We start from the raw sequence: 20,824 nt of genomic DNA, 5'->3' as shown, positions 1-20,824 counted from the left end.
ACGGCGCTCAGGCGCGCTGCGCGCCGTGCCACGCGGCCGCGAACGCCAGCGCGTCCTGCCGCACGGCCGCGGCGCTCTTGCCGGGCTTGTACAACGCCGAGCCGATGCCGCAGCCGGCTGCGCCGGCGGCGCGCCAGTCGGCCAGGTTGGCGGCCGAGACGCCGCCCACCGGCATCAGCGGCGTGCCCTTGGGCAGCACCGCCAGCAGCGCCCGCACCGCGGCCGGCGAAGCCATCTCGGCCGGGAACAGCTTGAGCCCGTGCGCGCCGGCGGCCAGCGCCGCGAAAGCCTCGGTCGGCGTGAGGATGCCGGGCAGGGCGACCATGTCCAGCGCGACGGCGGCGCGCACGACCTCGGCCTCGAAGTTCGGCGCGACGATCAGCCGGCCGCCGGCCGCATGCACCTCGCGCACCTCGGCCGCGCGCAGCACGGTGCCGGCGCCGACCAGCTTGCCCGGGTGCTGCGCGGACAGCGCGGCGATGCTGTCCAGCGGCTGCGGCGAATTCAGCGGCACTTCCAGCAGCGTGAAGCCGGCCGCGTCCAGCGCCTGGCCGACGGCCGGCGCCTCGGCGGGCGCGAGGCCGCGCAGGATGGCCACCAGCGGCAGGTGCTGCATGGCGGCGGTCAACAGGTCGGAGGCGGACATGGGAGGAGGCTCCTTGGAGTTTCAGAGGGAAGCGGCCAGCGCGTGCAGGCCGGCCCAGGTGGCGGCGGCGCCGCGCCGGGTGCTGGGAACGCCCAGCACCTGCAGCGCCAGTGCGTAGCGCGCGGTCAGCGTCTCGCTGCCGATCAGCACCAGCGGCTGGTCCGGCTGCGGGGCCGCCTGGTGCAGCTCGTCGCCGATGACGAGGCCGGACAGGTAGCTCGGCGCCTGCTGCGGGCCGAGCCGGTCGAACAAGGCCAGCGTGCGCGTGCCGAACGCATGGTGCAGCAGGCCGCCCGGCGCGCGGGCGCGTTCCACGCCGCGCACGAACCAGGCTTCGTCGAACGCGGCCTGCGCATCCAGCGTGCGCGAGAGGATGGAGTGCCCGCTCAGCAGCGCGTAGACCTCGCCGGTCATGAAGCTGCGAAAGCCCGTCACGCGGCCGCCGCGCAGCACGGCCCACTTGCTGTGCGTGCCGGGCAGCACGAACTGGCCGTCGGCGAGTCCCGCCATGCGGGCGGCGCCGAAGATCTGGACTTCCTCGCCGCGCATCACGTCGGGCATGCCGTCGTGCTCGCAGCTCAGGCCGGGCACGATGGCCACCGGCGCCGCGGCGCGGGCCGTGGCCGGCCGCGCCAGGCGGGCCGCCAGTTCGGCGAAGCCGGCCGGGCAGGGGCAGTAGGGCGCCTCGACCCAGCCCTGCCGGCTGCCGGCCATGCCGGAGATCAGGCAGGGCCGGCCATCGGTGCGCCAGTCGCCGAACGCTTCGTCCAGCGCGGCCTCGAAGCCGCCGGCCGGCACGGTCAGGATGCCACGCGCGAAGCCGCGCTCGTCGATCACGCGACCGTCAGCCGCCAGCAGCGCGCCGCGCAGGGAACTGGTGCCCCAGTCGATGGCCAGCAGGTGGGCCGTGGTGGAGGGTGCTTGGGTCATGGGCCGCGGTTATACCGCGCGCGACAATCGCGGCTTTCCCGGAACCATGCCATGACCAGTTTTCGCAAGACTATCCTGTTCACCGATGCCGACGGCCGCGCCCGCTTCAGGGAGGAGGAGGTGCCGCTGGACGAGGGCACGCCGCAGTCCATGCTGTCGGCGCTGCTGCCCAGCGGGGGCTACCAGTTGCGCGAGAGCCCGGTGGGCTTTCGCAGCCAGTTCCACGTGACCACCACGCCGCAGTGGGTGGTGATCCTGTCCGGCCGCATGGAGATCGGCCTGCAGGACGGCAGCTCGCGGGTGTTCGGCCCGGGCGAGCATTTCTATTCCAACGACGTGCTGCCTGCGGGCGCCACGTTCGACGCCGGCGTGCACGGGCACTGGAGCCGCCAGGTCGGCGACGAGCCCCTGCGCACGCTGTTCGTCAGGGCCTGAGATTCACGGCTTCTGAGGCTCAGCGGCCGAAGCCGCCGCCGCCCCGGTGGCCACCGCGGTAGCCGCGGTTGCGGCCGCCGCCACCCATGCTGTCCACGCTGGTGCGCATCGGGTCGGGCTGGCCGCCGCCGCTGCGCTGCGCCGGCTTGGCGCGGCCGCCCAGCGTCGAGGTGCGCAGCGGATCGGGCTGGCCGCCATGCCCGTGGCCATTGCCGCCGGCGCCGTGGCGCGGGCCGTTGTGGCCACTGGCCGGCCGGGCGCTGCCGCCCTGCGGGCGCTGCTGCGGCTGGCCGGAGCGCTGGCCGCCGCCGTTGCCGCCACGTCCGCCGCCGCCGCTACCACCGCCACCGTTGGCGCCCTTGTTCTCGCGGATGCGCTGCATCATCTCGGAGCGCGCGGCCTTGGCCGCGGCCGCCATCACCTCGCGGCTCGGCGGCTTGCCGGCGCCGCCCCACAGCGTCTGGCGGCCCATGGCGATGGGCTCGGCCTTCTCGCCCGGCTCGGGGCCGAAGCCCTCGATCACCTGCACCGGGATGCGCTGCTTGGTGAAGTCCTCGATGTCCTGCATGAAGCCTTCCTCGTCCATGCAGACCAGGTTCACGGCCTCGCCGCTGGCGCCGGCGCGGCCAGTGCGGCCAATGCGGTGCACGTAGTCCTCGCAGACGTTCGGGATCTCGTAGTTCACGACGTGCGGCAGGTCGTCGATGTCGATGCCGCGCGCGGCGATGTCGGTGGCCACCAGCGCGCGGATGTCGCCGCTCTTGAAGCCGGCCAGCGCCTGCGTGCGCGCGCCCTGGCTCTTGTTGCCGTGCAGCGCCATGGCCGTCACACCGTTCTTGTTCAGGAACTCGGCCACGTGGTTGGCACCGAACTTGGTGCGCGTGAACACCAGCACCTGGCTCCAGTCGTGCTGCTGGATGATGTGCAGCAGCGCGGCCTTTTTCTTGCTGCGGCCCACCGGGTGGATCACCTGCGTGATGCGCTGCACCGTGGTGTTGCGCGGCGTGACCTGGATGTGCTGCGGCTCCTTGAGCAGCGTGCCGGCCAGGTCGCGGATCTCGTCGCTGAAGGTGGCCGAGAACAGCAGGCTCTGCTTGTCCCTGGGCAGGAGCGCCAGCACCTTCTTCACGTCGTGGATGAAGCCCATGTCCAGCATGCGGTCGGCTTCGTCCAGCACCAGGATCTGCACCTGCGACAGGTCCATCGCGCCTTGCTGCTGCAGGTCCAGCAGGCGGCCGGGCGTGGCGACCAGCACGTCCACGCCCTTGCGCATGCGGTCGATCTGCGGGTTCATGCCCACGCCGCCGAAGATCACGGTGGAGTCCAGGTCCAGGTACTTGCCGTAGGTCTGCACCGATTCCTCGACCTGGGCGGCGAGCTCGCGCGTCGGCGTCAGCACCAGGGCGCGGACGGCCTTGCCGCCGAACTTGCTGCGCGGGGCCTGGCCCGCGGACAGGCGCTGCAGCATCGGCAGCGTGAAGGCGGCGGTCTTGCCGGTGCCGGTCTGGGCGCCGCCCAGCAGGTCGCGGCCCTCGAGCACGACCGGAATGGCCTGGGCCTGGATCGCGGTGGGGGTTTCGTAGCCTTGCTCGCGCACGGCCTTCAGGATGGCCGGAGCCAGGTTCAGTTCGTCGAATGTCATGAAGTCAGGAGAGCGCCGTTGCCTGGCGCGTGGTTCTTCTTCGGATGTCTGCCTGCCGCGGCGCGCGGGCTGCGGCGCCGGACCAGTCGAGGGCAGATCGGTTGGAGGCGGGAGGCTGGGAAGGAGGCTTCCGGTGTCCCCGGCAGAAGGCCGTTCGCGGGTGACCGTGCCCGGCGAAGGCGCGATTGTCGCACGAGTCGCGTGGCCCGCGCCGCGCGGGGCCTGCTGCGCTAGACTCCCGCCTCGTCGGCATCGCCTCGGCAATGCCACGCGGCTCACGCCGCAGGCCGCTTCTCCGGCCATTGGGCCGTGCTGCTGGCGGCAGGACATTCCTGCAGTACCGCGCTCCGGCGGCGTCCGCCGGGTTTCCGAGCTCAGGTCCATCACCCTTCAATCGCAAGAAAACGCCATGGCCCAGTACGTCTACACCATGAACCGCGTCTCCAAGACCGTGCCGCCCAAGCGGCAGATCTTGAAAGACATATCGCTGTCCTTCTTCCCCGGCGCCAAGATCGGCGTGCTGGGCCTGAACGGCTCGGGCAAGTCCTCGCTGCTGAAGATCATGGCCGGCATCGACAAGGAGATCGAGGGCGAGGCCACGCCCATGCCCGGCCTGTCCATCGGTTACCTGCCGCAGGAGCCGCAGCTCGATCCCGAGCACACCGTGCGCCAGGAGATCGACGAGGCCATGGCCGAGGTCAACGCGGCCAAGCAGCGGCTCGAGGAGGTCTACGCCGCCTACGCCGAGCCCGATGCCGACTTCGACAAGCTCGCGGCCGAGCAGGCCGAGCTGGAGGCGGTGATCGCCGCGGCCGGCACCGAGTCGGAGCACCAGATCGAGATCGCGGCCGACGCGCTGCGCCTGCCGCCCTGGGACGCCAAGGTCGGCCTGCTCTCCGGCGGCGAGAAGCGCCGCGTGGCGCTGTGCAAGCTGCTGCTGTCCAAGCCCGACATGCTGCTGCTGGACGAACCCACCAACCACCTGGACGCCGAGTCCGTCGAGTGGCTGGAAATCTTCCTGCAGCGCTTTCCCGGCACCGTGGTCGCCATCACCCACGACCGCTACTTCCTGGACAACGCGGCCGAGTGGATCCTGGAACTCGACCGCGGCCGCGGCATCCCCTACAAGGGCAACTACAGCGAATGGCTGCTGCAGAAGCAGAACCGCCTGGAGGCCGAGCAGAAGGGCGAGGAGGCCCGCGCCAAGGCGCTGAAGAAGGAACTGGAGTGGGTGCGCCAGAACGCCAAGGGCCGCCAGGCCAAGAGCAAGGCGCGCATCGCCCGCTTCGAGGAACTCTCCGACTACGAATACCAGCGCCGCAACGAGACGCAGGAGATCTTCATCCCGGTCGCCGAACGGCTGGGCACGCAGGTCATCGAGTTCAAGAACGTGACCAAGAGCTTCGGCGACCGCGTGCTGATCGACGACCTGTCGTTCAACATCCCGGCCGGCGCCATCGTCGGCATCATCGGCCCGAACGGCGCCGGCAAGTCCACGCTGTTCAAGCTGATCGCCGGCCGCGAGCAGCCCGACGCGGGCGAGGTCGTCGTCGGCCAGACCGTCAAGATGGCCTTCGTGGACCAGTCGCGCGACGCGCTGGCCAACGACAAGACCGTCTGGGAGGACATCTCCGGCGGGCTGGACATCATCAACGTCGGCAAGTTCCAGATGGCCAGCCGGGCCTACGCGGGCCGCTTCAACTTCAACGGCCAGGACCAGCAGAAGAAGGTCGGCAACCTGTCCGGCGGCGAGCGCGGCCGGCTGCACCTGGCCAAGACGCTGATCCAGGGCGGCAACGTGCTGCTGCTGGACGAACCGTCGAACGACCTGGACGTGGAAACCCTGCGCGCGCTGGAAGACGCGCTGCTGGAATACGCGGGTACCGTGCTGGTCATCAGCCACGACCGCTGGTTCCTGGATCGCATCGCCACGCACATCCTGGCGGCCGAGGGCGACTCGCAGTGGGTCTTCTTCGACGGCAACTACCAGGAGTACGAGGCCGACAAGAAGAAGCGCCTGGGCGAGGAGGGCGCCGCGCCCAAGCGCATGCGCTTCAAGGCGCTGAAGTAGCCGCCTCGCCGTGCGCGAGCACCCGCTTGCGCACGGCGTGGATGTTGCGCCGCAGCGCGTACAGCTCGTCCGTGTGCGACAGCGGCACGGCGACCTTGTCGACCACGCGGTCGAGCGCGTCGAGTTCGTCCAGCAGCGCCTGCGCGGGCCGCTCCGCACGGTCGGCCCGCGCCTCGATCTCACGCAGCCGGCCGTACCAGCGGAACACGCGCCGGCGCACGCGGAAGGTGTACAGCGGCGGCACCACGCGCGACAGCGGCAGCAGCAGCACCAGCAGGCCGCCCAGCACCAGCCACATGCGGTCGACCAGGTTGCTGGCCCAGAACGGCAGGTAGCGCTGCCAGAACGGCGGCGTGCCGTTGATCGCGCGGTCGCCCTCGGCGCTGACCGGCAGCTCGCTGGTGCGCGTGTTCGGGAACTCGCGCGCCCGGTTGAACCAGCCGGCTTCGCCGTGCAGGGTCTGGGCGGCCTGCGCGAACAGCTGGCGCAGGGCCGGGTGCGTGTCTTCGCGCGCCAGCAGCGAGGTCGTGGCCGCGACCATCGCGACGTCGGAGGACGGCAGGTCCGCCGCCAGGTCCACGATGCCGCGCGGCAGCTGCACCGCCGAGAAGAACGGGAAGATGCGGGTGTAGGCGTCGGCGTGCCGCAGGTCCAGCAGGCCGATGCCGGAGGAGCGCAGCAGCTGCTGCACCAGCGGCGATTCTGGCGCCGAGGCCAGCACCACCACGTCCAGCAATCCCGCCCGCAGCGCCTCGGCGGCCGGCGCCGGCGCCAGGTTCGACAGCGCCATCGTGGCCGGGTCGATGCGGTTGGCCTGCAGCATGCGCTGCACGATGTCGGGCACGCCGCTGCCGGGGCTGTCCACGTTCACGCGCAGCCGGCGCAGGCTGGCCAGGCCCTGCGGCGTGCGGCGCAGCGCGTCGTGCCGGTAGAACACCCACAGCGGCTCGTAGAACAGCGCGCCCAGCGACAGCAGGCCGGCCTCGCCGTCGGCCACCGGGTCGGCGCTGCCGCCGCGCACGAAGGCGACGTCGGCCCCGCCGTTGCGCAGCAGCGCCAGGTTGTCCTGCGAGCCCTCGGTCGCGCGCAGCACCACGGTGATGCCGTCGCGCGCCAGGGCTTGCGCATAGCGCTGGCCGAAGGCCGCATAGGCGCTGCCGGCCGGCCCGGTGGCCAGCGTGACGGTGCGCGGCGGCTGCGGCTGCAGGTACCAGTACGCGCCGACCAGGATGGCGACGGCCAGCACCGCCACCGGCCCGGCGCTGGCCAGCATGTCGCGCAGCCCGAGCAGCGCCAGGCGCAGCAGGCGTGGCATGCGGCTCATCCCGGCTGCGCGGCCGCCAGCGAGCGGGCGCTGGGCAGCCGCAGGTCGCCGGCGGCGACCGGCTCGGCCGCCAGCACGGCCTGCACCGTGGCGCGGGCCACGGCTTCGGCGGCCAGTGCGGCCAGCACCACCATGCCGGGGGAGGGCGCGGCCGCCAGGCCGGTCGCCAACGCGAACACCGTGTCGCCGTCCGACATGGTGTGGACCGGGTTGATGCTGCGCGCCAGGCCGTCGTGCCCGGCCTGGGCCAGGCGCTGGGCCTGCGGCTTGGTCAGCGCCGCATCGGTGGCCACCACCGCCAGCGTGGTGTTGGTGCCGGCCAGGATGGGCCGCGGCACCTGTCCGGCCAGCAGGGCACGGCGCGTGTCGAGCAGCGCCGCGCCGTCGGGCGTGCGGGCGCCGGCCAGCACCCGGCCGCTGTCCGGGTCGAGCACGTCGCCCAGCGCGTTGCAGGCCACCAGCGCGCCCACGGTGACGCCATCGACCTGCACGCTGGCCGTGCCGATGCCGCCCTTCATCGCGCGCGCGGCGCCGAACATCTTGCCGACCATGGCGCCGGCCCCGGCGCCCACGTTGCCCTGGGCCGGCGGCGTGCGCGCGGCGGCCTGGCAGGCGGCGTAGCCGGCCGCGGCATCGGGACGGATGCGCGCATCGCCCAGCGGCAGGTCGAACAGCACGGCCGCAGGCACCAGCGGCACGCGGGCGTAGCGCGCGTCCAGGCCGATGCCGCGCTCCTCCAGCCAGCGCATGGCGCCGTCGGCGGCGGCCAGGCCGAAGGCGCTGCCGCCGGCCAGCAGCACGGCGTGCACGCACTCGACCAGGTTGCCCGGCGCCAGCAGGTCGGTCTCGCGCGTGCCGGGCGCGGCGCCGCGCACGTCCACGCCGCCGACGGCGCCGCCGCTGGCGAGCACCACGCTGCAGCCGGTGGGACGGCGCGCGTCCGTGAAATGGCCGACCGCGATGCCGGCGACGTCGGTAATGGCGCCGGCACCGACGGGTGGACGTATCAATTGGTTATTGGTTGTGTGCAAAAGTTTTCCAGAATTAGTGCGCCACTAAAGTCTAATCAGGCCCTCTTCCGCAGCCACTGCCACGCCTTGCCCTCCCTCGGAGCGATGAATTTTCTGCCGGTTTCCTACAACCCGTCGGGCGTGCTGGCGTCGGTGGCGATCGCCGTGTTCGCGTCCTACGTCACGCTGGAACTGGCACGCCGGGTGCGGCAGCGCGAGCGTGGCGCGGCCCTGGCATGGTGGGGCGGTGGATCGCTGGTGATGGGCGTGGGCATCTGGTCCATGCACTTCATCGGCATGCTGGCGTTCTCGCTGCCCATCGCGCTGGGCTACGACGTGGCACGCACGGCCCTCTCGCTCGCCGCGGCGGTCGCCACCGCGGCGGTCGCGCTGGGCATCGCCAGCCTGGGCGGACTGACCTGGCGGCGGGTGGTGGCCGGGGCCCTGGCCATGGGCCTGGGCATCTGCGCCATGCACTACATCGGCATGGCGGCGCTGGAGATGGCGCCGGGCATCGTCTGGCATGCCGGCTGGGTGGCGGCGTCGATCGCCATCGCGGTCGTGGCCTCCGGCGTGGCGCTGTGGCTGTTCTTCTGGCTGCGCCGCTTCCGCGGGCGGCAGCGCTGGCGCTGCCAGGTCGCCGCGGCCAGCCTCATGGGGCTGGCGATCGCAGGCATGCACTACGCCGGCATGGCCGCGGCCGGCTTCCCGGAGGGGTCGGTCTGCCTGAGTGTCGATGCGCTGGGCGGCAGCAGCCTGGAAAGGGCGCTCGGCATGGCGTGCCTGCTGTTGCTGGTGATGACGCTGGTGGCGGCCGTACTGGACAACCGCCGCTCGCGCAGCAAGCGCGTGCGCGTCCTGGCTTCGTCGCTGGAACAGGCCAATGCGCAGTTGCAATCGGTCAACGACGAGCTGCACCGCCGCGCGTTCAGCGATCCGCTGACCGGGCTGCCGAACCGGCTGCTGTTCGAGGACCGCCTGGCGCATGCGCTGTCGCGCCATGGTCGCGAGGTGGACCGCATCAGCCGGCGCAAGACCGAGAAGATCGGCGTCCTGTTCGTGGACCTGGACGGTTTCAAGCCGGTCAACGACTCGTTCGGCCATGCGGCCGGCGACGCCGTGCTGAAGGAGGCCGCCGCGCGGCTGCAGCGCCTGGCCCGCAACAGCGACACGGTGGCGCGCGTGGGCGGCGACGAGTTCCTGATGCTGGTGGAGGATGCCGGCAGCGTGGCCGACTGCATGTCGCTGGCCGGCCGCATCGTGCAGGCGCTGGGCGAGCCGTTCCAGCTGTGCGGCCGGGCGATGCAGATCGCGTGTTCGGTCGGCGTGGTGGTCTACCCAGACCTCGGCCAGCCCGACAAGCTGGTGGCGAACGCCGATGCCGCCATGTACGCGGCCAAGCGCAACGGCGGCAACAGCTGCGCCTTGTTCGCGGCGCACATGGACCACAGCGCGAGCGACCAGCTCAGCCTGCTGAGCGACCTGCGCCAGGCCATCGCCAAGGACCAGCTGCTGCTGCACTACCAGCCCAAGGTCGACGGCCGGCGCGGCCAGATCCACGGCGCGGAGGCGCTGGTGCGCTGGCAGCATCCCGAGCGCGGCATGGTGCCGCCGGACATCTTCATCCCGCTGGCCGAACGCTTCGGCCTGATCAACCAGCTCGGCGGCTGGGTCATCGACGAGGCCTGCCGGCAGATGCAGGCCTGGGCCGACGCCGGCCTGCACATGCGGGTGTCGATCAACCTGTCGGTGCACCAGCTGCGCGACCCGGAACTGGTCCGGCGCATCGAGGCGGCGCTGCGGCGCAATTTCGTCCCGCCGTCGCAGCTGCTGTGCGAGATCACCGAGACGGTGGCCATGGAGGACATGAAGGCCACGCTGCGCACGTTCGAGGACCTGGCGCGCATCGGCGTGTACCTGTCGATCGACGACTTCGGCACCGGCTATTCCAGCCTGAGCTACCTGCGCAAGCTGCCGGCGCGCCAGTTGAAGATCGACCGCAGCTTCGTGCAGGACCTGGAGGAGAGCGCCGATGCGCGTGCCGTGGTCGACGCGGTGATCCGCCTGTCGCACGCGCTGGACCTGCGCGTGGTGGCCGAGGGCGTGGAGACGCACGGCCAGAGCGACATCCTGCTGGAGATGGGGTGCGACGAGCTGCAGGGCTACCACTTCGCGCGGCCGATGCCGGCCGAATCGCTGCAGGCCTGGGCCGAGGGGCGCGACCCCGCGGCCGGGCCGCTGCAGTTCTCGTCCTCGGTGCTCGGCGGGCCGTGAGCCGCCGGGCAGCGCGTGGCGCCGCTCAGCGGTGGCGCGACTTCATCGCGCGCTCGACCTCGCGCTTGCCTTCGCGCTCCTTGATGGTGTCGCGCTTGTCGTGCTCGGCCTTGCCCTTGGCCAGCGCGATCTCGCACTTGACCTTGCCGTTGCTCCAGTGCAGGTTCAGCGGCACCAGCGTGTAGCCCTTCTGCTCGACCTTGCCCATCAGCCGCTTGATCTGCTCCTTGTGCAGCAGCAGCTTCTTGGTGCGCACGGCGTCCGGGTTGACATGCGTGGAGGCGGACCGCAGCGGGTTGATCTGGCAGCCGAGCACGAACAGCTCGCCGTCGCGCACGATCACGTAGCCGTCGGTCAGCTGCACCTTGCCTTCGCGCAGCGCCTTGACTTCCCAGCCTTCCAGCACCATGCCGGCCTCGTACTTCTCCTCGAAGAAGTAGTTGAAGGCGGCTTTCTTGTTCTCGGCGATGCGCGAGGCGCTTGCTTGGGGTTTCTTGGCCATGGCCTGGTGGAGATGGGGACGCGGGCCCGGCGTGCAAGCCTGTCTAGAATCCGGCGAGCCAGCGATTGTCCATGAAAACCGTCCACAAGTCCGTGCTGCTCTGGTACAGCGCCGAACAGATGTTCGAGCTGGTGACCCAGGTCGAGCGCTATCCGCAGTTCCTGCCCTGGTGCGACCACGCCGCGGTGCTGGAGCGGCACGACGACGGCATGACGGCCGAGGTCGGCATCGCATTCGCCGGCCTCCACCAGAGCTTCGTCACGCGCAACACGCACGTGCCCGGGCGCCAGGTGGCGATGCGGCTGGTCAAGGGCCCGTTCTCGCAGCTGCAGGGCGACTGGAGCTTCACGCCCGTGGGCGACGGCAGCCAGCAGGCCTGCCGCGTCGAGCTGATGCTGCGCTACGGCTTTTCCAGCCGCGCGCTGGGTGCGGTCGTCGGGCCGGTGTTCGACCGCATCGCCGGCAGCCTGGTCGACGCCTTCGTGAAGCGCGCCGAGCAGGTGTACGGATGACGCTGCAGCCGGCCGGGCCCGTGGTCACCGTGGCCGTGGCGCTGGGGCCGCGCCAGGTGGTCGAACTCGATCTGCAATTGCCGGCCGGCGCACGGCTGGCCGACGCGCTGCAGGCGGCGCAGGCCGCGCCGGCGCTGGCCGAGGTCGTGCTGGCCGAGATGCCGGCCGGCATCTGGGGCCGCGCGGCCGCGCCCTCGCAGCTGCTGCGCGACGGCGACCGGGTGGAGTGCTATCGCCGGCTGCAGGTCGATCCCAAGGTCGCGCGGCGCGAGCGCTTCGCGCGGCAGGGCGCGCGCGCGGCTGGGCTGTTCGCCAGGCGCCGGCCGGGCGCCAAGCCGGGCTATTGATCCGCAAGGGGTGCGCAGTCGCGCGCGATGACGTCCTGCACGCGCTGCGTCTCGGCCGCGCGCGCGGCATCGTCGAGGAATTCGCGCTCGCCCTGTGCATTGACGCGCGCGATGCGCATGCCCGAATCCAGGTTGGCCTTGCTCTGGCGCGCACGCGCACAGTTTTCGGCGCGGGCCTTGGCCTGGGCTTCCTGCGCGGCCTTCTGCCGGGCGGCCTCGGCCGCTTCGGCTTGCTGGCGGCGCTGCTCCAGCTGGGGGTCCTGGCCGCTCGCGGCCGAGGCTGCGGCAGTCGGCGCGCTCGGCGCCGTCGCCGAAGCTGGCGCCGCCGGGGGGCGCACGCCGCTGGGGCGTCGCAGGATGTCTTGCTCCGGCACCTCGGGCGGAGGCGACCGGTCGCTGAACACCGGCTTGCCATTCGCGTCGCGCCACATCCACTGGCCGGCGGCCGGCACGGGCAGGGCCATCCCGAGTGCCAACGACAGCAACGCAAGCCTGGTCCACATTCCGGGCAGTTTAGCGCTGGCCTTTGGTACGCAGAACGCACGGATACAATCTTTTTTTTGGAGCTTTGACACATGCGCCTCCTCGGAAAAGCGCTCACCTTCGACGATGTGTTGCTGGTGCCGGCGTACTCCCAGGTCCTTCCGAAGGACACCTCCCTCGCGACCCGCTTCTCGCGCAACATCTCGCTGAATCTGCCGCTCGTGTCCGCCGCCATGGACACCGTGACCGAGGCGCGCCTGGCCATCGCCATCGCGCAGGAGGGTGGCATGGGCATCGTGCACAAGAACCTCACGCCGCAGCAGCAGGCCGCCGAGGTGGCGCGCGTGAAGCGCTACGAGTCCGGCGTGCTGCGCGACCCGGTCGTGATCACGCCAGAGCACACGGTGCTGCAGGTCATGCAGCTGTCCGAGGATCTGGGCATTTCCGGCTTCCCGGTCATCGACGGCGGCAAGGTCGTCGGCATCGTGACCGGCCGTGACCTGCGCTTCGAGACCCGCTACGACGTGCCGGTGCGCGACATCATGACGCCGCGCGAGCGCCTGATCACCGTGCAGGACGGCACCACGCCGGCCGAGGCCAAGGCGCTCTTGAACAAGCACAAGCTGGAGCGGCTGCTGGTCGTCAACGACGCCTTCGAGCTCAAGGGCCTGATCACGGTGAAGGACATCACCAAGCAGAACACCTTCCCGAACGCGGCGCGCGACGCCTCCGGCCGGCTGCGCGTGGGTGCGGCCGTGGGCGTGGGCGAGGGCACCGAGGAGCGCGTCGAGGCCTTGGTCCGGGCCGGCGTGGACGCGATCGTCGTGGACACCGCGCACGGGCACAGCAAGGGCGTGATCGACCGCGTGCGCTGGGTCAAGCAGAACTATCCGCAGGTCGACGTGGTCGGCGGCAACATCGCCACCGGCGCCGCGGCGCTGGCGCTGGTGGAGGCGGGCGCCGACGCGGTCAAGGTGGGCATCGGCCCAGGCTCGATCTGCACCACGCGCATCGTCGCCGGCGTCGGCGTGCCGCAGATCATGGCGGTGGACAGCGTGGCCACCGCGTTGAAGGGGTCTGGCGTGCCGCTGATCGCCGACGGCGGCATCCGCTATTCGGGCGACATCGCCAAGGCCATCGCGGCGGGCGCCTACACCGTGATGATGGGCGGCATGTTCGCCGGCACGGAAGAGGCGCCGGGCGAGGTGATCCTGTTCCAGGGCCGCAGCTACAAGAGCTACCGCGGCATGGGCAGCATCGGCGCCATGCAGCAGGGCAGCGCCGACCGCTACTTCCAGGAATCGAGCACCGGCAACCCGAACGCCGACAAGCTGGTGCCCGAGGGCATCGAGGGCCGCGTGCCGTACAAGGGCTCCATGGTCGCCATCGTCTACCAGATGGCCGGCGGCGTGCGCGCGAGCATGGGCTACTGCGGCTGCGCCACGATCGAGGAAATGCGCAACAAGGCGGAGTTCGTGGAGATCACCACGGCCGGCATCCGCGAGAGCCACGTGCACGACGTGCAGATCACCAAGGAAGCCCCGAACTATCGGGCAGAATGACCCGTTCCCTGCAAACCCTCTACAAAGGAGCACGTGATGGGTCTGATGTCTTTCATCAAGGAAGCTGGCGAGAAGCTGTTCGGCAAGAAGCCGGAGGTCGCCGCCGCCGCTGCCGAGCCCGGCAGCCAGGAAAAGGCGGCGGCCGCGAATGACGTGGCCGCCAAGGCGATTGGCGACTACATCCGCGCGCAGAACCTGCCGGCCGATGCGCTGACGATCGCCTTCGATGGCGCCACGCAGGTCGTGACCGTCGGCGGCACCGTGCCGACGCAGGAGGTCAAGGAAAAGATCATCCTGTGCTGCGGCAACGTGGAAGGCGTGGTCGGCGTGGACGACCAGATCCAGACCAGCGCGCCCGCGGACCAGAGCCAGTACCACACGGTGGTGCGCGGCGACACGCTGTCGGCCATCGCCAAGAAGTTCTACGGCGACGCCAACGCCTACCCCAAGATCTTCGAGGCCAACAAGCCGATGCTGACGCACCCGGACAAGATCTACCCCGGCCAGGTGCTGCGCATCCCGCCGAAGGCCTGATTCCGTTTCCAACCCTCTCCGACACGGGCAGCACGCGCTGCCCGTTTTCACTGATGAACCACGACAAGATCCTGATCCTCGACTTCGGCTCCCAGGTCACGCAGCTGATCGCGCGGCGCGTGCGCGAGGCCCATGTCTACAGCGAAGTCCACCCCTGCGACGTCGGCGACGAGTGGGTGCGGGCCTATGCGGCCGACGGCAGGCTCAAGGGCGTGATCCTGTCGGGCAGCCATGCCAGCGTGTACGAGGAGAGCACCGACAAGGCGCCCCAGGCCGTGTTCGAGCTGGGCGTGCCGGTGCTGGGCATCTGCTACGGCATGCAGACCATGGCGCACCAGCTCGGCGGCAAGGTCGAGAGCGGCCACCAGCGCGAGTTCGGCTTCGCGTCCGTGCGCGCGCGCGGCCACACCAGGCTGCTCGACGGCATCCAGGATTTCCAGACGCCAGAAGGCCACGGCATGCTGGACGTCTGGATGAGCCACGGCGACAAGGTCACCGAGCTGCCGCCCGGCTTCAAGCGGATGGCGTCCACCGACAGCTGCCCGATCGCCGGCATGGCCGACGAGGCGCGCCGCTTCTATGCCGTGCAGTTCCACCCCGAGGTCACGCACACCAGGCAGGGCCCGGCGATCCTGGAGCGCTTCGTGCGCGACATCTGCGGCGCGCGGGCCGACTGGATCATGAAGGACCACATCGCCGAGGCCGTGGAGCAGATCCGCGCGCAGGTCGGCGACGAGGAGGTGATCCTGGGCCTGTCCGGCGGCGTGGACTCCAGCGTGGCCGCCGCGCTGATCCATCGCGCCATCGGCGACCAGCTGACCTGCGTGTTCGTGGACCACGGCCTGCTGCGCCTGGACGAAGGCAAGATGGTCATGGAGATGTTCGCGGGCCAGTTGCACGCGCGCGTGATCCACGTCGATGCCAGCGCGCAGTTCCTGGGCCATCTGAACGGCGTCAGCGACCCGGAGCACAAGCGCAAAATCATCGGCCGCGAGTTCGTCGAGGTGTTCAAGGCCGAGGCCGCGAAGCTCAAGGCCGGCGGGCAGGGACACAAGGGCGCGACCTTCCTGGCCCAGGGCACGATCTACCCCGACGTGATCGAGTCCGGCGGCGCCAAGAGCAAGAAGGCCGTCACCATCAAGAGCCACCACAACGTCGGCGGCTTGCCCGAGCAGCTGGGCCTGAAGCTGCTGGAGCCGCTGCGCGACCTGTTCAAGGACGAGGTGCGCGAACTGGGCGTGGCGCTGGGCCTGCCACCCGAGATGGTCTACCGCCACCCCTTCCCCGGCCCGGGTTTGGGCGTGCGCATCCTGGGCGAGGTGAAGAAGGAATACGCCGACCTGCTGCGCCGCGCGGATGCCATCTTCATCGAGGAGTTGCGCAACTTCCGCGACGAGGCCAGCGGCAAGACCTGGTACGACCTGACCAGCCAGGCGTTTGCCGTCTTCCTGCCCGTCAAGAGCGTGGGCGTGATGGGCGACGGCCGCACCTACGACTACGTCGTCGCGCTGCGCGCCGTGCAGACCAGCGACTTCATGACGGCCGATTGGGCCGAACTGCCGTATGCACTGCTCAAGAAGGTGTCCTCGCGGGTGATCAATGAAGTCAGGGGAATCAACCGGGTGACTTACGACGTGAGTTCCAAGCCGCCCGCGACGATCGAGTGGGAATGAAAGTTGAAAAATTCCATTTAAAATCAATAACTTACGAAACGCCAAAGATAATTCATTGGCAACTTATCTCTCGTAAGTTGTTGATTTCAAAGGATTCTTCTCCAGGACCTCTTGCCCATCAGGGGCTGCCAGAAGAAGATTTTGACGGTATGGCTGGCGGTACGAATGAGCTCTTTCCGCTAGGGCTGCACTACACCGAAACTGGATCGCTGCGACGATACCGTCGGTGACGGTAAAAATTGATCTCGGAAGCTAGGTTTCATGCGGGTTCGCAGGCATCTGCACACCTCTTGATTGGTGACGGCGTTTGGCCGTCGCAATCAGGAGAAAAGTCTAGATGCTCACAGACCTCGCCCTTCGGAATTTCAAGCCTCGCGCGACCCTTTACAAGGTCGCTGACCGCGACGGCATGTACGCAGCCATCGCGCCGACGGGGTCCATTTCCTTTCGTTTTGACTACCGCATCAATGGTCGGCGCGAGACGCTGACTATCGGTCGCTACGGTTATGGCGGGATCTCGCTCGCCGCAGCGCGGGAAAAACTCTTGGAGGCCAGGCGGCTGTTGCGTGATGGCGTTTCGCCGGCCCTGCAGAAACAGAGAGAAAAAGCTCGCGGTCCTGCAACCAAGACCTTCGGTGACCATGCCACCCAATGGCTGTACGGAGCCATCATGGCTGAATCGACGCGGGCGGTGCTCAAGAGCGTGTTGAACCGCGACATCCTGCCGAACTTCAGCAGGCGCCTTTTGAGCGAGGTTCGCGCGGAGGATCTGCGCGCGCTGTGCATGCGCGTGAAGGAGCGCGGGGCTCCGGCGACCGCGATTCATGTTCGCGAGGTCGTCAAGCTGATCTATGATTACGCCAACCTGCATGGAGAAAAGGTAGCCAATCCTGCGGACGAGGTCGGTGCAGCGTCCATCGCCAAGTTCGTACCAAAGGATCGGGCGCTGTCTCCCGCTGAAATCCAGTTGATGTACAGGCAGCTTGATCTGGTGGCTGCAGACCCTGCGATCCGGCTTGCCTTGCGTTTGATCTTGCTGACCCTGGTGCGCAAGAGTGAATTGATCGAGGCGACCTGGGACGAGGTGGACTTCAATACAGCTGTATGGACCATCCCGAAGGCGCGAATGAAAGGGAGGAGGGCGCACAACGTGTACTTGTCTTCCCAAGCGCTCGATACCATGATCGCGCTGCGCACGTATGCCGCCGGATCGAGGTATGTGTTGCCTTCTCGCTATGACGCGGATCGATGCATGTCGAAGGGCACACTGAATCGCGTTACAAGCCTTATCGTCGATCGGACGAAAGCAGCAGGGCTTCCGCTGGAACCGTTCACGGTTCATGACCTGAGACGGACCGGGTCTACCTTGCTTAACGAGGCCGGTTTCAATTGCGACTGGATCGAAAAGTGTCTCGCGCACGAAAGCGGACATTCGTCGCGGTTGGTCTACAACAAGGCGGAATATGCCGAGCCGCGCAGGCACATGCTTCAGGAGTGGGCGAACATGGTCGATGCATGGGCTGCCGGCGAAGCGTACAAGCCTGCTTTTTTCCCGCTGGCACCAGTTTTCCCGACCGGTTGCAGGCAACGAAGTGAAGTGGCAACCGAGGAGTGTTGCATGGCGTAGCCATAAGGGCTGCTGGGGGCGCTGAGTTCGACTTCCGTCCGCTCAGCCATTGTCTTCCCAGCCGGCGTCTCACGACGTCTCAGGGAGAGTCTCAGAAGGGGACGCTTAACGGGCTGCATGTATGCAGCCCGTTTTCTTTTGGTGTCAGGGCGTCTCATGGAATCTCACATGATCCGGGGGTCGCGAGTTGGACTCCGGCGCTCTCGGGCAGGCCGCCGTCTAAGATCTTGATTTGTACTGGCACGCTTCCCAGCAACCCCCGTCCCGACCCCCGGCCGTGAACGGGTGCTTTGCAAAATGAGAGCATTTCCGACCCCCGGCTGGGGTAGCCTGAGCGGAACAGACAAACCGTCGCCTACCGCCATCGTGGACAAGGGCTACTGGGGACCCACCGAGGGCGTGCGCATCCTGCGCTCGGGACAAAAGCGTGGCATCACAAAGACCTTGAAGTCGATGATCAAGCGGCGCAGTGCCATCGAAGAACTGGCAATCGGGCACATGAAGATGGACGGACGCCTGGGCCGCAAGCTCTGCGCCACAGATGCTCCTAAAATCTCCATCCCTGGAGCGCATCCTGAATGTCGCCTCAAGAGATGACGAATCTGATCGAGGTCCACTATCACGCCGCCGATAGCACGACCGGCGTGACACGCGATACCACGAAGCGCCTGGCCGAGCACCTCGGCATCGATGAGATTGAGGTTATCCATCTTGCGCTTCGCGAACTGGCCATGACCCTTGGTGTGCTGCCGCAGTACGACGCGGACGATGGTCCGTTGACGATCGCGCAGTTCTGCCAGATCAGGGTGCGTCGTTCGCCAAGTGCCAAGCGATCGGTGCGATCCAGCTTGATAGATATCGAAGCTGCGTGATCGGACCCGTTATGAGGGTGCTGCGATATCTCAAAAGTGACCCGAGTACAGCCTAACAGTGAGTTGGGTGACAAGTCCTCCGCCAGCACCTCGTCTAAGGTGTTGATTTATAACGAAGTTTCGAGCGATCATCCGCGGCAACCCCCCGACTGTGAATGGATTGGTGGGTTGGATGTCCGGAGTTCAGGAAGCAGGCAGGTCGCCGACCTTGGTTTAACCTGAAGCAGGCATGATCGGCATGCTGTGCGAGGCTCAATCCATGAAGCTCCAGGACCATGCGTTTGTCGATCCGGCGCCGTACCGGCGACGTTGTTCTGCGCTCTGAACTGGCGGGGCTGGGCAGCGTGTCACAGGTATCGCATGCGCTCCAAGTGCTGCAGCGCGAGGGCGAACTGATGTGTCTCGGTGCCGGCGTCTACGCCAAAGCCCATCGGGATGGCGGGAGCGGCACGGTGCGGCCGCTGGCCGAGTTCGAGACACTGGCACGCGAAGTGGCAGCCAAGCTCAAGATGGTGGCTCACTCCAAGGCAGAGGGCACTACCGCTCAGGCATCTCGCGATCGCGGCGATTCTCTGGTTCTCGATACGGATCACCGCCGGGTCTCCCCCAGGGTTGCCCTGGGTGACCGTAACGTGGCCTATGTCAACGATCGCATGTGCTCGGAAGCGCACGCCGGCGTCCGCCTGACGATTCCAACCACGGGCGTGGCGCAGTTCGTCTGTGACCTCGCACACAAGCACCATGTGAGCTATACGCCCACGTCCATGGATCAGTGGGCCGAGACGGTCACGCGGCTGGCGGGCGATGAGGTACGTTCCGGGCCGGTGCAGGATATGTTGATCGCGCTCAAACGCGCCGGCAAGCTCTCTACCGGCGACATGGCCGCTCTGCTGGTCAACTATCTGCGGGAGCGCAAGCAGGGTGGGCGTCCGGTCACATGAACAATCGATAGGGATAGCTGTGGCCGGGCAAATTGGGCACATTGGAGATCGTGCGCGACAGCCGCTGTGAATACATGATAGTTACAGGGAGCGGATCGTAGAGGGCGTCGTTGTTCCAGTCCATTTTGGCGAGAGCCATGGCTTCGGACGCCAGGAGATCGAAAGGGCCGCGCCCCATATGCCTGCGCAGCACCATGGGTTTCGGAATGCTCTTCCCACCCTGAAAGTAGTCCCGTCCGCCGACCGCAGATGGAGCATTGCCGGCGACCCACAGCAGTGCGGAGCTACCTGAGGTCATGACCATGGTGCCGCGAGGCACGGGAAAGCGCGCAGGCTCAATCTTCGGAGCCTTGCCGGGCGCCTCGACCATCCAAACTCCGCGCCATGCCGAACTGGAGCCGATCTCCACGCATTCGACTTCGGGGATCGACTGGGTCGCGTCCTGGGCCCCCTTGAGCTCGCCATCCGTGAATGCCGTGGTCTTGTGGATTACCAGGCGGCGCGGTACACGACCACCGTGTCCCTCAAGGTACAAGCGAAGACTGCGCGTCAGTACAGCCCGCATATCGGCTTGCGAGAGAAAGGGGTTGTGCCGCGCTTCGGCCTCGTTGGCGATGGCGTCGTTCGCCTCAAACGCGATGAACTGCATCCCGCCGCCCTCCATGTCGAAGACCTGCGAACAGCAGGTGACGTAGTGGGCTTCGTCGGACGAGCGACGAATCGCGTAGGCCAGACCGATGTAGGCAGTATCCGCAGGGACACCCTCAATCGGCGCGAGCTTCCAAGGAGTGCCTCCCGATTTTGCATACAGCGCGACCGCGAGCCGCCACGAGCGCGCGCCCCAATTGTCGAATCGCAGGGACTTGTCGTTGACAACCTGTGTCGGAATCCCCAGTTGGGCACCGAGCGCCTTCAGTTCATCATGGGCATCGAATTCCTTGGTTCGCAGATGGGGCAACCAGCGATCAGGGAAGTAGACCAGTGCCACGTCGAACTGGTCACGCATTGTGTCGAGCCGCTTGAGGGCTTGATGAAGTGCCGCGCGAACGCGGTCCGCCACCGTCTTTCCCTGGCCAAGGTCATACAGCTCCTCTGGCCAGGCCACGTGGACCTGCTTGTCGGCGCCGAGGAGGTCGACGCCGAACAGAGGCTCGAATCCTGGGAATGCCTGCGCATAGCTGTTGCGGTCCGTGTTGCGTTGAGGGCCGCGCAAGCTCTCGCGCATGTCGCGCACTGGCGCCGCGCCCGAGCGAGGACCCACGTATGCGACTCGCAGCTCGGTGACATAGCGTCGAAACGAATCCTTGTCGAAAGCGCCGAACCGTGACAATCCAATCAGCGGATGGCGATGCATGGCCTTTGGGTCGCCCGCCGCGAAGGCCAGCGCGGGTTCGTCCAGCAACGTGAAGGCAGGCAGGTGGATGGGCAAGGGCGCTTCC

Annotated in this window: 20 protein-coding genes and 1 pseudogene; 13 read left to right on the top strand and 8 right to left on the bottom strand. The window is 68.2% G+C overall.

All coding sequences use genetic code 11. From position 1 onward, the window contains the following. Positions 1 to 7 precede the first annotated feature (7 nt). The gene (locus QM782_RS21920; RefSeq protein WP_415204984.1) at positions 8 to 646 is read right to left on the bottom strand and encodes a 2-dehydro-3-deoxy-6-phosphogalactonate aldolase; all 639 of its coding nucleotides are present in this window, start codon (positions 644 to 646) and stop codon (positions 8 to 10) included. 21 nt (positions 647 to 667) lie between these two features. Further along, the gene (locus QM782_RS21915; protein WP_415204983.1) at positions 668 to 1,576 is read right to left on the bottom strand and encodes a 2-dehydro-3-deoxygalactonokinase; all 909 of its coding nucleotides are present in this window, start codon (positions 1,574 to 1,576) and stop codon (positions 668 to 670) included. 51 nt (positions 1,577 to 1,627) lie between these two features. On the opposite strand from QM782_RS21915, the gene QM782_RS21910 reads away from it, so the two are divergent. Then, the gene (locus QM782_RS21910) at positions 1,628 to 2,011 is read left to right on the top strand and encodes a hypothetical protein (protein ID WP_415204982.1); all 384 of its coding nucleotides are present in this window, start codon (positions 1,628 to 1,630) and stop codon (positions 2,009 to 2,011) included. A 19-nt stretch (positions 2,012 to 2,030) separates the two neighbouring features. Here the strand turns inward: QM782_RS21910 and QM782_RS21905 are convergent, their stop codons facing one another. Beyond that, a complete protein-coding gene (locus tag QM782_RS21905) occupies positions 2,031 to 3,653 on the bottom strand; it encodes a DEAD/DEAH box helicase (RefSeq protein ID WP_415204981.1) in 1,623 nt (540 codons plus the stop codon). 409 nt (positions 3,654 to 4,062) lie between these two features. Between QM782_RS21905 and ettA the strand changes: the two genes are divergently transcribed. Next, on the top strand, positions 4,063 to 5,724 hold the full coding sequence (gene ettA / locus QM782_RS21900) for an energy-dependent translational throttle protein EttA (RefSeq protein WP_415204980.1): 1,662 nt from the start codon (positions 4,063 to 4,065) through the stop codon (positions 5,722 to 5,724). On the opposite strand, the gene QM782_RS21895 is transcribed toward ettA, so the two are convergent. Together QM782_RS21895 and QM782_RS21890 are read right to left on the bottom strand one after the other, a co-directional pair. Then, positions 5,708 to 7,039 carry a TAXI family TRAP transporter solute-binding subunit gene (locus tag QM782_RS21895; RefSeq protein WP_415204979.1) on the bottom strand — a complete coding sequence of 444 codons (1,332 nt, stop codon included), beginning with the start codon at positions 7,037 to 7,039 and terminating at the stop codon, positions 5,708 to 5,710. The two genes, ettA and QM782_RS21895, sit on opposite strands and share 17 nt — an antisense overlap. A 5-nt stretch (positions 7,040 to 7,044) precedes the next feature. Then, positions 7,045 to 8,058, bottom strand: coding sequence for a P1 family peptidase (locus QM782_RS21890; RefSeq protein WP_415204978.1), 1,014 nt, complete (start codon positions 8,056 to 8,058; stop codon positions 7,045 to 7,047). Positions 8,059 to 8,163: 105 nt separating this feature from the next. Here QM782_RS21890 and QM782_RS21885 point away from each other — a divergent pair, with 105 nt between their 5' ends. Continuing rightward, on the top strand, positions 8,164 to 10,332 hold the full coding sequence (locus QM782_RS21885; protein ID WP_415204977.1) for a putative bifunctional diguanylate cyclase/phosphodiesterase: 2,169 nt from the start codon (positions 8,164 to 8,166) through the stop codon (positions 10,330 to 10,332). Between the two features lie 25 nt (positions 10,333 to 10,357). Here QM782_RS21885 and smpB read toward each other — a convergent pair whose 3' ends face one another. Beyond that, entirely contained in the window at positions 10,358 to 10,834 is a 477-nt protein-coding gene (smpB, locus tag QM782_RS21880) for an SsrA-binding protein SmpB (RefSeq protein ID WP_415204976.1), read from the bottom strand. A gap of 71 nt (positions 10,835 to 10,905) precedes the next feature. On the opposite strand from smpB, the gene QM782_RS21875 reads away from it, so the two are divergent. After that, positions 10,906 to 11,346, top strand: a complete 441-nt coding sequence (locus QM782_RS21875) for a type II toxin-antitoxin system RatA family toxin (RefSeq protein ID WP_415204975.1) — start codon at positions 10,906 to 10,908, stop codon at positions 11,344 to 11,346. Beyond that, a complete protein-coding gene (locus tag QM782_RS21870) occupies positions 11,343 to 11,693 on the top strand; it encodes an RnfH family protein (RefSeq protein WP_415204974.1) in 351 nt (116 codons plus the stop codon). The genes QM782_RS21875 and QM782_RS21870 overlap by 4 nt, the downstream gene beginning before the upstream one ends. Here QM782_RS21870 and QM782_RS21865 read toward each other — a convergent pair. Then, positions 11,687 to 12,268, bottom strand: coding sequence for a DUF4124 domain-containing protein (locus QM782_RS21865; RefSeq protein ID WP_415204973.1), 582 nt, complete (start codon positions 12,266 to 12,268; stop codon positions 11,687 to 11,689). The two genes, QM782_RS21870 and QM782_RS21865, sit on opposite strands and share 7 nt — an antisense overlap. Between QM782_RS21865 and guaB the strand changes: the two genes are divergently transcribed. The 8 genes and pseudogenes from guaB (at position 12,269) to QM782_RS21825 (ending at position 19,385) form a co-directional block, all read left to right on the top strand. After that, positions 12,269 to 13,738, top strand: coding sequence for an IMP dehydrogenase (gene guaB / locus QM782_RS21860; RefSeq protein WP_415204972.1), 1,470 nt, complete (start codon positions 12,269 to 12,271; stop codon positions 13,736 to 13,738). A 36-nt stretch (positions 13,739 to 13,774) separates the two neighbouring features. Beyond that, positions 13,775 to 14,272 (top strand): peptidoglycan-binding protein LysM, encoded by a 498-nt coding sequence (lysM, locus tag QM782_RS21855; RefSeq protein ID WP_415204971.1) that lies wholly within the window; start codon positions 13,775 to 13,777, stop codon positions 14,270 to 14,272. 53 nt (positions 14,273 to 14,325) lie between these two features. Then, positions 14,326 to 15,945, top strand: a complete 1,620-nt coding sequence (gene guaA / locus QM782_RS21850; RefSeq protein WP_415204970.1) for a glutamine-hydrolyzing GMP synthase — start codon at positions 14,326 to 14,328, stop codon at positions 15,943 to 15,945. Continuing rightward, positions 15,942 to 16,175, top strand: coding sequence for a hypothetical protein (locus QM782_RS21845; protein ID WP_415204969.1), 234 nt, complete (start codon positions 15,942 to 15,944; stop codon positions 16,173 to 16,175). The genes guaA and QM782_RS21845 overlap by 4 nt, the downstream gene beginning before the upstream one ends. A 107-nt stretch (positions 16,176 to 16,282) precedes the next feature. Next, a complete protein-coding gene (locus QM782_RS21840; RefSeq protein WP_415204968.1) occupies positions 16,283 to 17,572 on the top strand; it encodes a tyrosine-type recombinase/integrase in 1,290 nt (429 codons plus the stop codon). Between the two features lie 360 nt (positions 17,573 to 17,932). Beyond that, positions 17,933 to 18,097: pseudogene (locus QM782_RS21835) on the top strand (IS5/IS1182 family transposase); the annotation flags it as partial. Positions 18,098 to 18,165: 68 nt separating this feature from the next. Continuing rightward, positions 18,166 to 18,444: a hypothetical protein gene (locus QM782_RS21830; protein WP_415204967.1), complete on the top strand. Its 279-nt coding sequence runs from the start codon at positions 18,166 to 18,168 to the stop codon at positions 18,442 to 18,444. 275 nt (positions 18,445 to 18,719) lie between these two features. After that, a complete protein-coding gene (locus QM782_RS21825) occupies positions 18,720 to 19,385 on the top strand; it encodes a hypothetical protein (protein ID WP_415204966.1) in 666 nt (221 codons plus the stop codon). On the opposite strand, the gene QM782_RS21820 is transcribed toward QM782_RS21825, so the two are convergent. Next, on the bottom strand, positions 19,378 to 20,814 hold the full coding sequence (locus tag QM782_RS21820) for an argonaute/piwi family protein (RefSeq protein WP_415204965.1): 1,437 nt from the start codon (positions 20,812 to 20,814) through the stop codon (positions 19,378 to 19,380). The genes QM782_RS21825 and QM782_RS21820 overlap by 8 nt on opposite strands. Positions 20,815 to 20,824: the final 10 nt, after the last annotated feature.

The organism is Pseudorhodoferax sp., from assembly GCF_047601025.1.
Taxonomy (GTDB): Bacteria; Pseudomonadota; Gammaproteobacteria; order Burkholderiales; family Burkholderiaceae_C; genus Pseudorhodoferax.
The sequence above is the reverse complement of the archived record's forward strand: the minus strand, read 5'-3'. Positions and strand labels throughout refer to the sequence as shown.

Excerpts from the sequence above, each read along its gene's own strand:
- QM782_RS21830 (WP_415204967.1), top strand. The coding sequence starts at position 18,166 with ATGACGAATCTGATCGAGGTCCACTATCACGCCGCCGATAGCACGACC.
- QM782_RS21875 (WP_415204975.1), top strand. The coding sequence starts at position 10,906 with ATGAAAACCGTCCACAAGTCCGTGCTGCTCTGGTACAGCGCCGAACAG.
- QM782_RS21870 (WP_415204974.1), top strand. The coding sequence starts at position 11,343 with ATGACGCTGCAGCCGGCCGGGCCCGTGGTCACCGTGGCCGTGGCGCTG.
- lysM (WP_415204971.1), top strand. The coding sequence starts at position 13,775 with ATGGGTCTGATGTCTTTCATCAAGGAAGCTGGCGAGAAGCTGTTCGGC.
- QM782_RS21895 (WP_415204979.1), bottom strand. The coding sequence starts at position 7,039 with ATGCCACGCCTGCTGCGCCTGGCGCTGCTCGGGCTGCGCGACATGCTG.
- QM782_RS21905 (WP_415204981.1), bottom strand. The coding sequence starts at position 3,653 with ATGACATTCGACGAACTGAACCTGGCTCCGGCCATCCTGAAGGCCGTG.
- guaA (WP_415204970.1), top strand. The coding sequence starts at position 14,326 with ATGAACCACGACAAGATCCTGATCCTCGACTTCGGCTCCCAGGTCACG.
- QM782_RS21885 (WP_415204977.1), top strand. The coding sequence starts at position 8,164 with ATGAATTTTCTGCCGGTTTCCTACAACCCGTCGGGCGTGCTGGCGTCG.
- guaB (WP_415204972.1), top strand. The coding sequence starts at position 12,269 with ATGCGCCTCCTCGGAAAAGCGCTCACCTTCGACGATGTGTTGCTGGTG.
- QM782_RS21910 (WP_415204982.1), top strand. The coding sequence starts at position 1,628 with ATGACCAGTTTTCGCAAGACTATCCTGTTCACCGATGCCGACGGCCGC.
- QM782_RS21840 (WP_415204968.1), top strand. The coding sequence starts at position 16,283 with ATGCTCACAGACCTCGCCCTTCGGAATTTCAAGCCTCGCGCGACCCTT.
- QM782_RS21915 (WP_415204983.1), bottom strand. The coding sequence starts at position 1,576 with ATGACCCAAGCACCCTCCACCACGGCCCACCTGCTGGCCATCGACTGG.
- QM782_RS21825 (WP_415204966.1), top strand. The coding sequence starts at position 18,720 with ATGCGTTTGTCGATCCGGCGCCGTACCGGCGACGTTGTTCTGCGCTCT.
- QM782_RS21920 (WP_415204984.1), bottom strand. The coding sequence starts at position 646 with ATGTCCGCCTCCGACCTGTTGACCGCCGCCATGCAGCACCTGCCGCTG.
- smpB (WP_415204976.1), bottom strand. The coding sequence starts at position 10,834 with ATGGCCAAGAAACCCCAAGCAAGCGCCTCGCGCATCGCCGAGAACAAG.
- ettA (WP_415204980.1), top strand. The coding sequence starts at position 4,063 with ATGGCCCAGTACGTCTACACCATGAACCGCGTCTCCAAGACCGTGCCG.
- QM782_RS21845 (WP_415204969.1), top strand. The coding sequence starts at position 15,942 with ATGAAAGTTGAAAAATTCCATTTAAAATCAATAACTTACGAAACGCCA.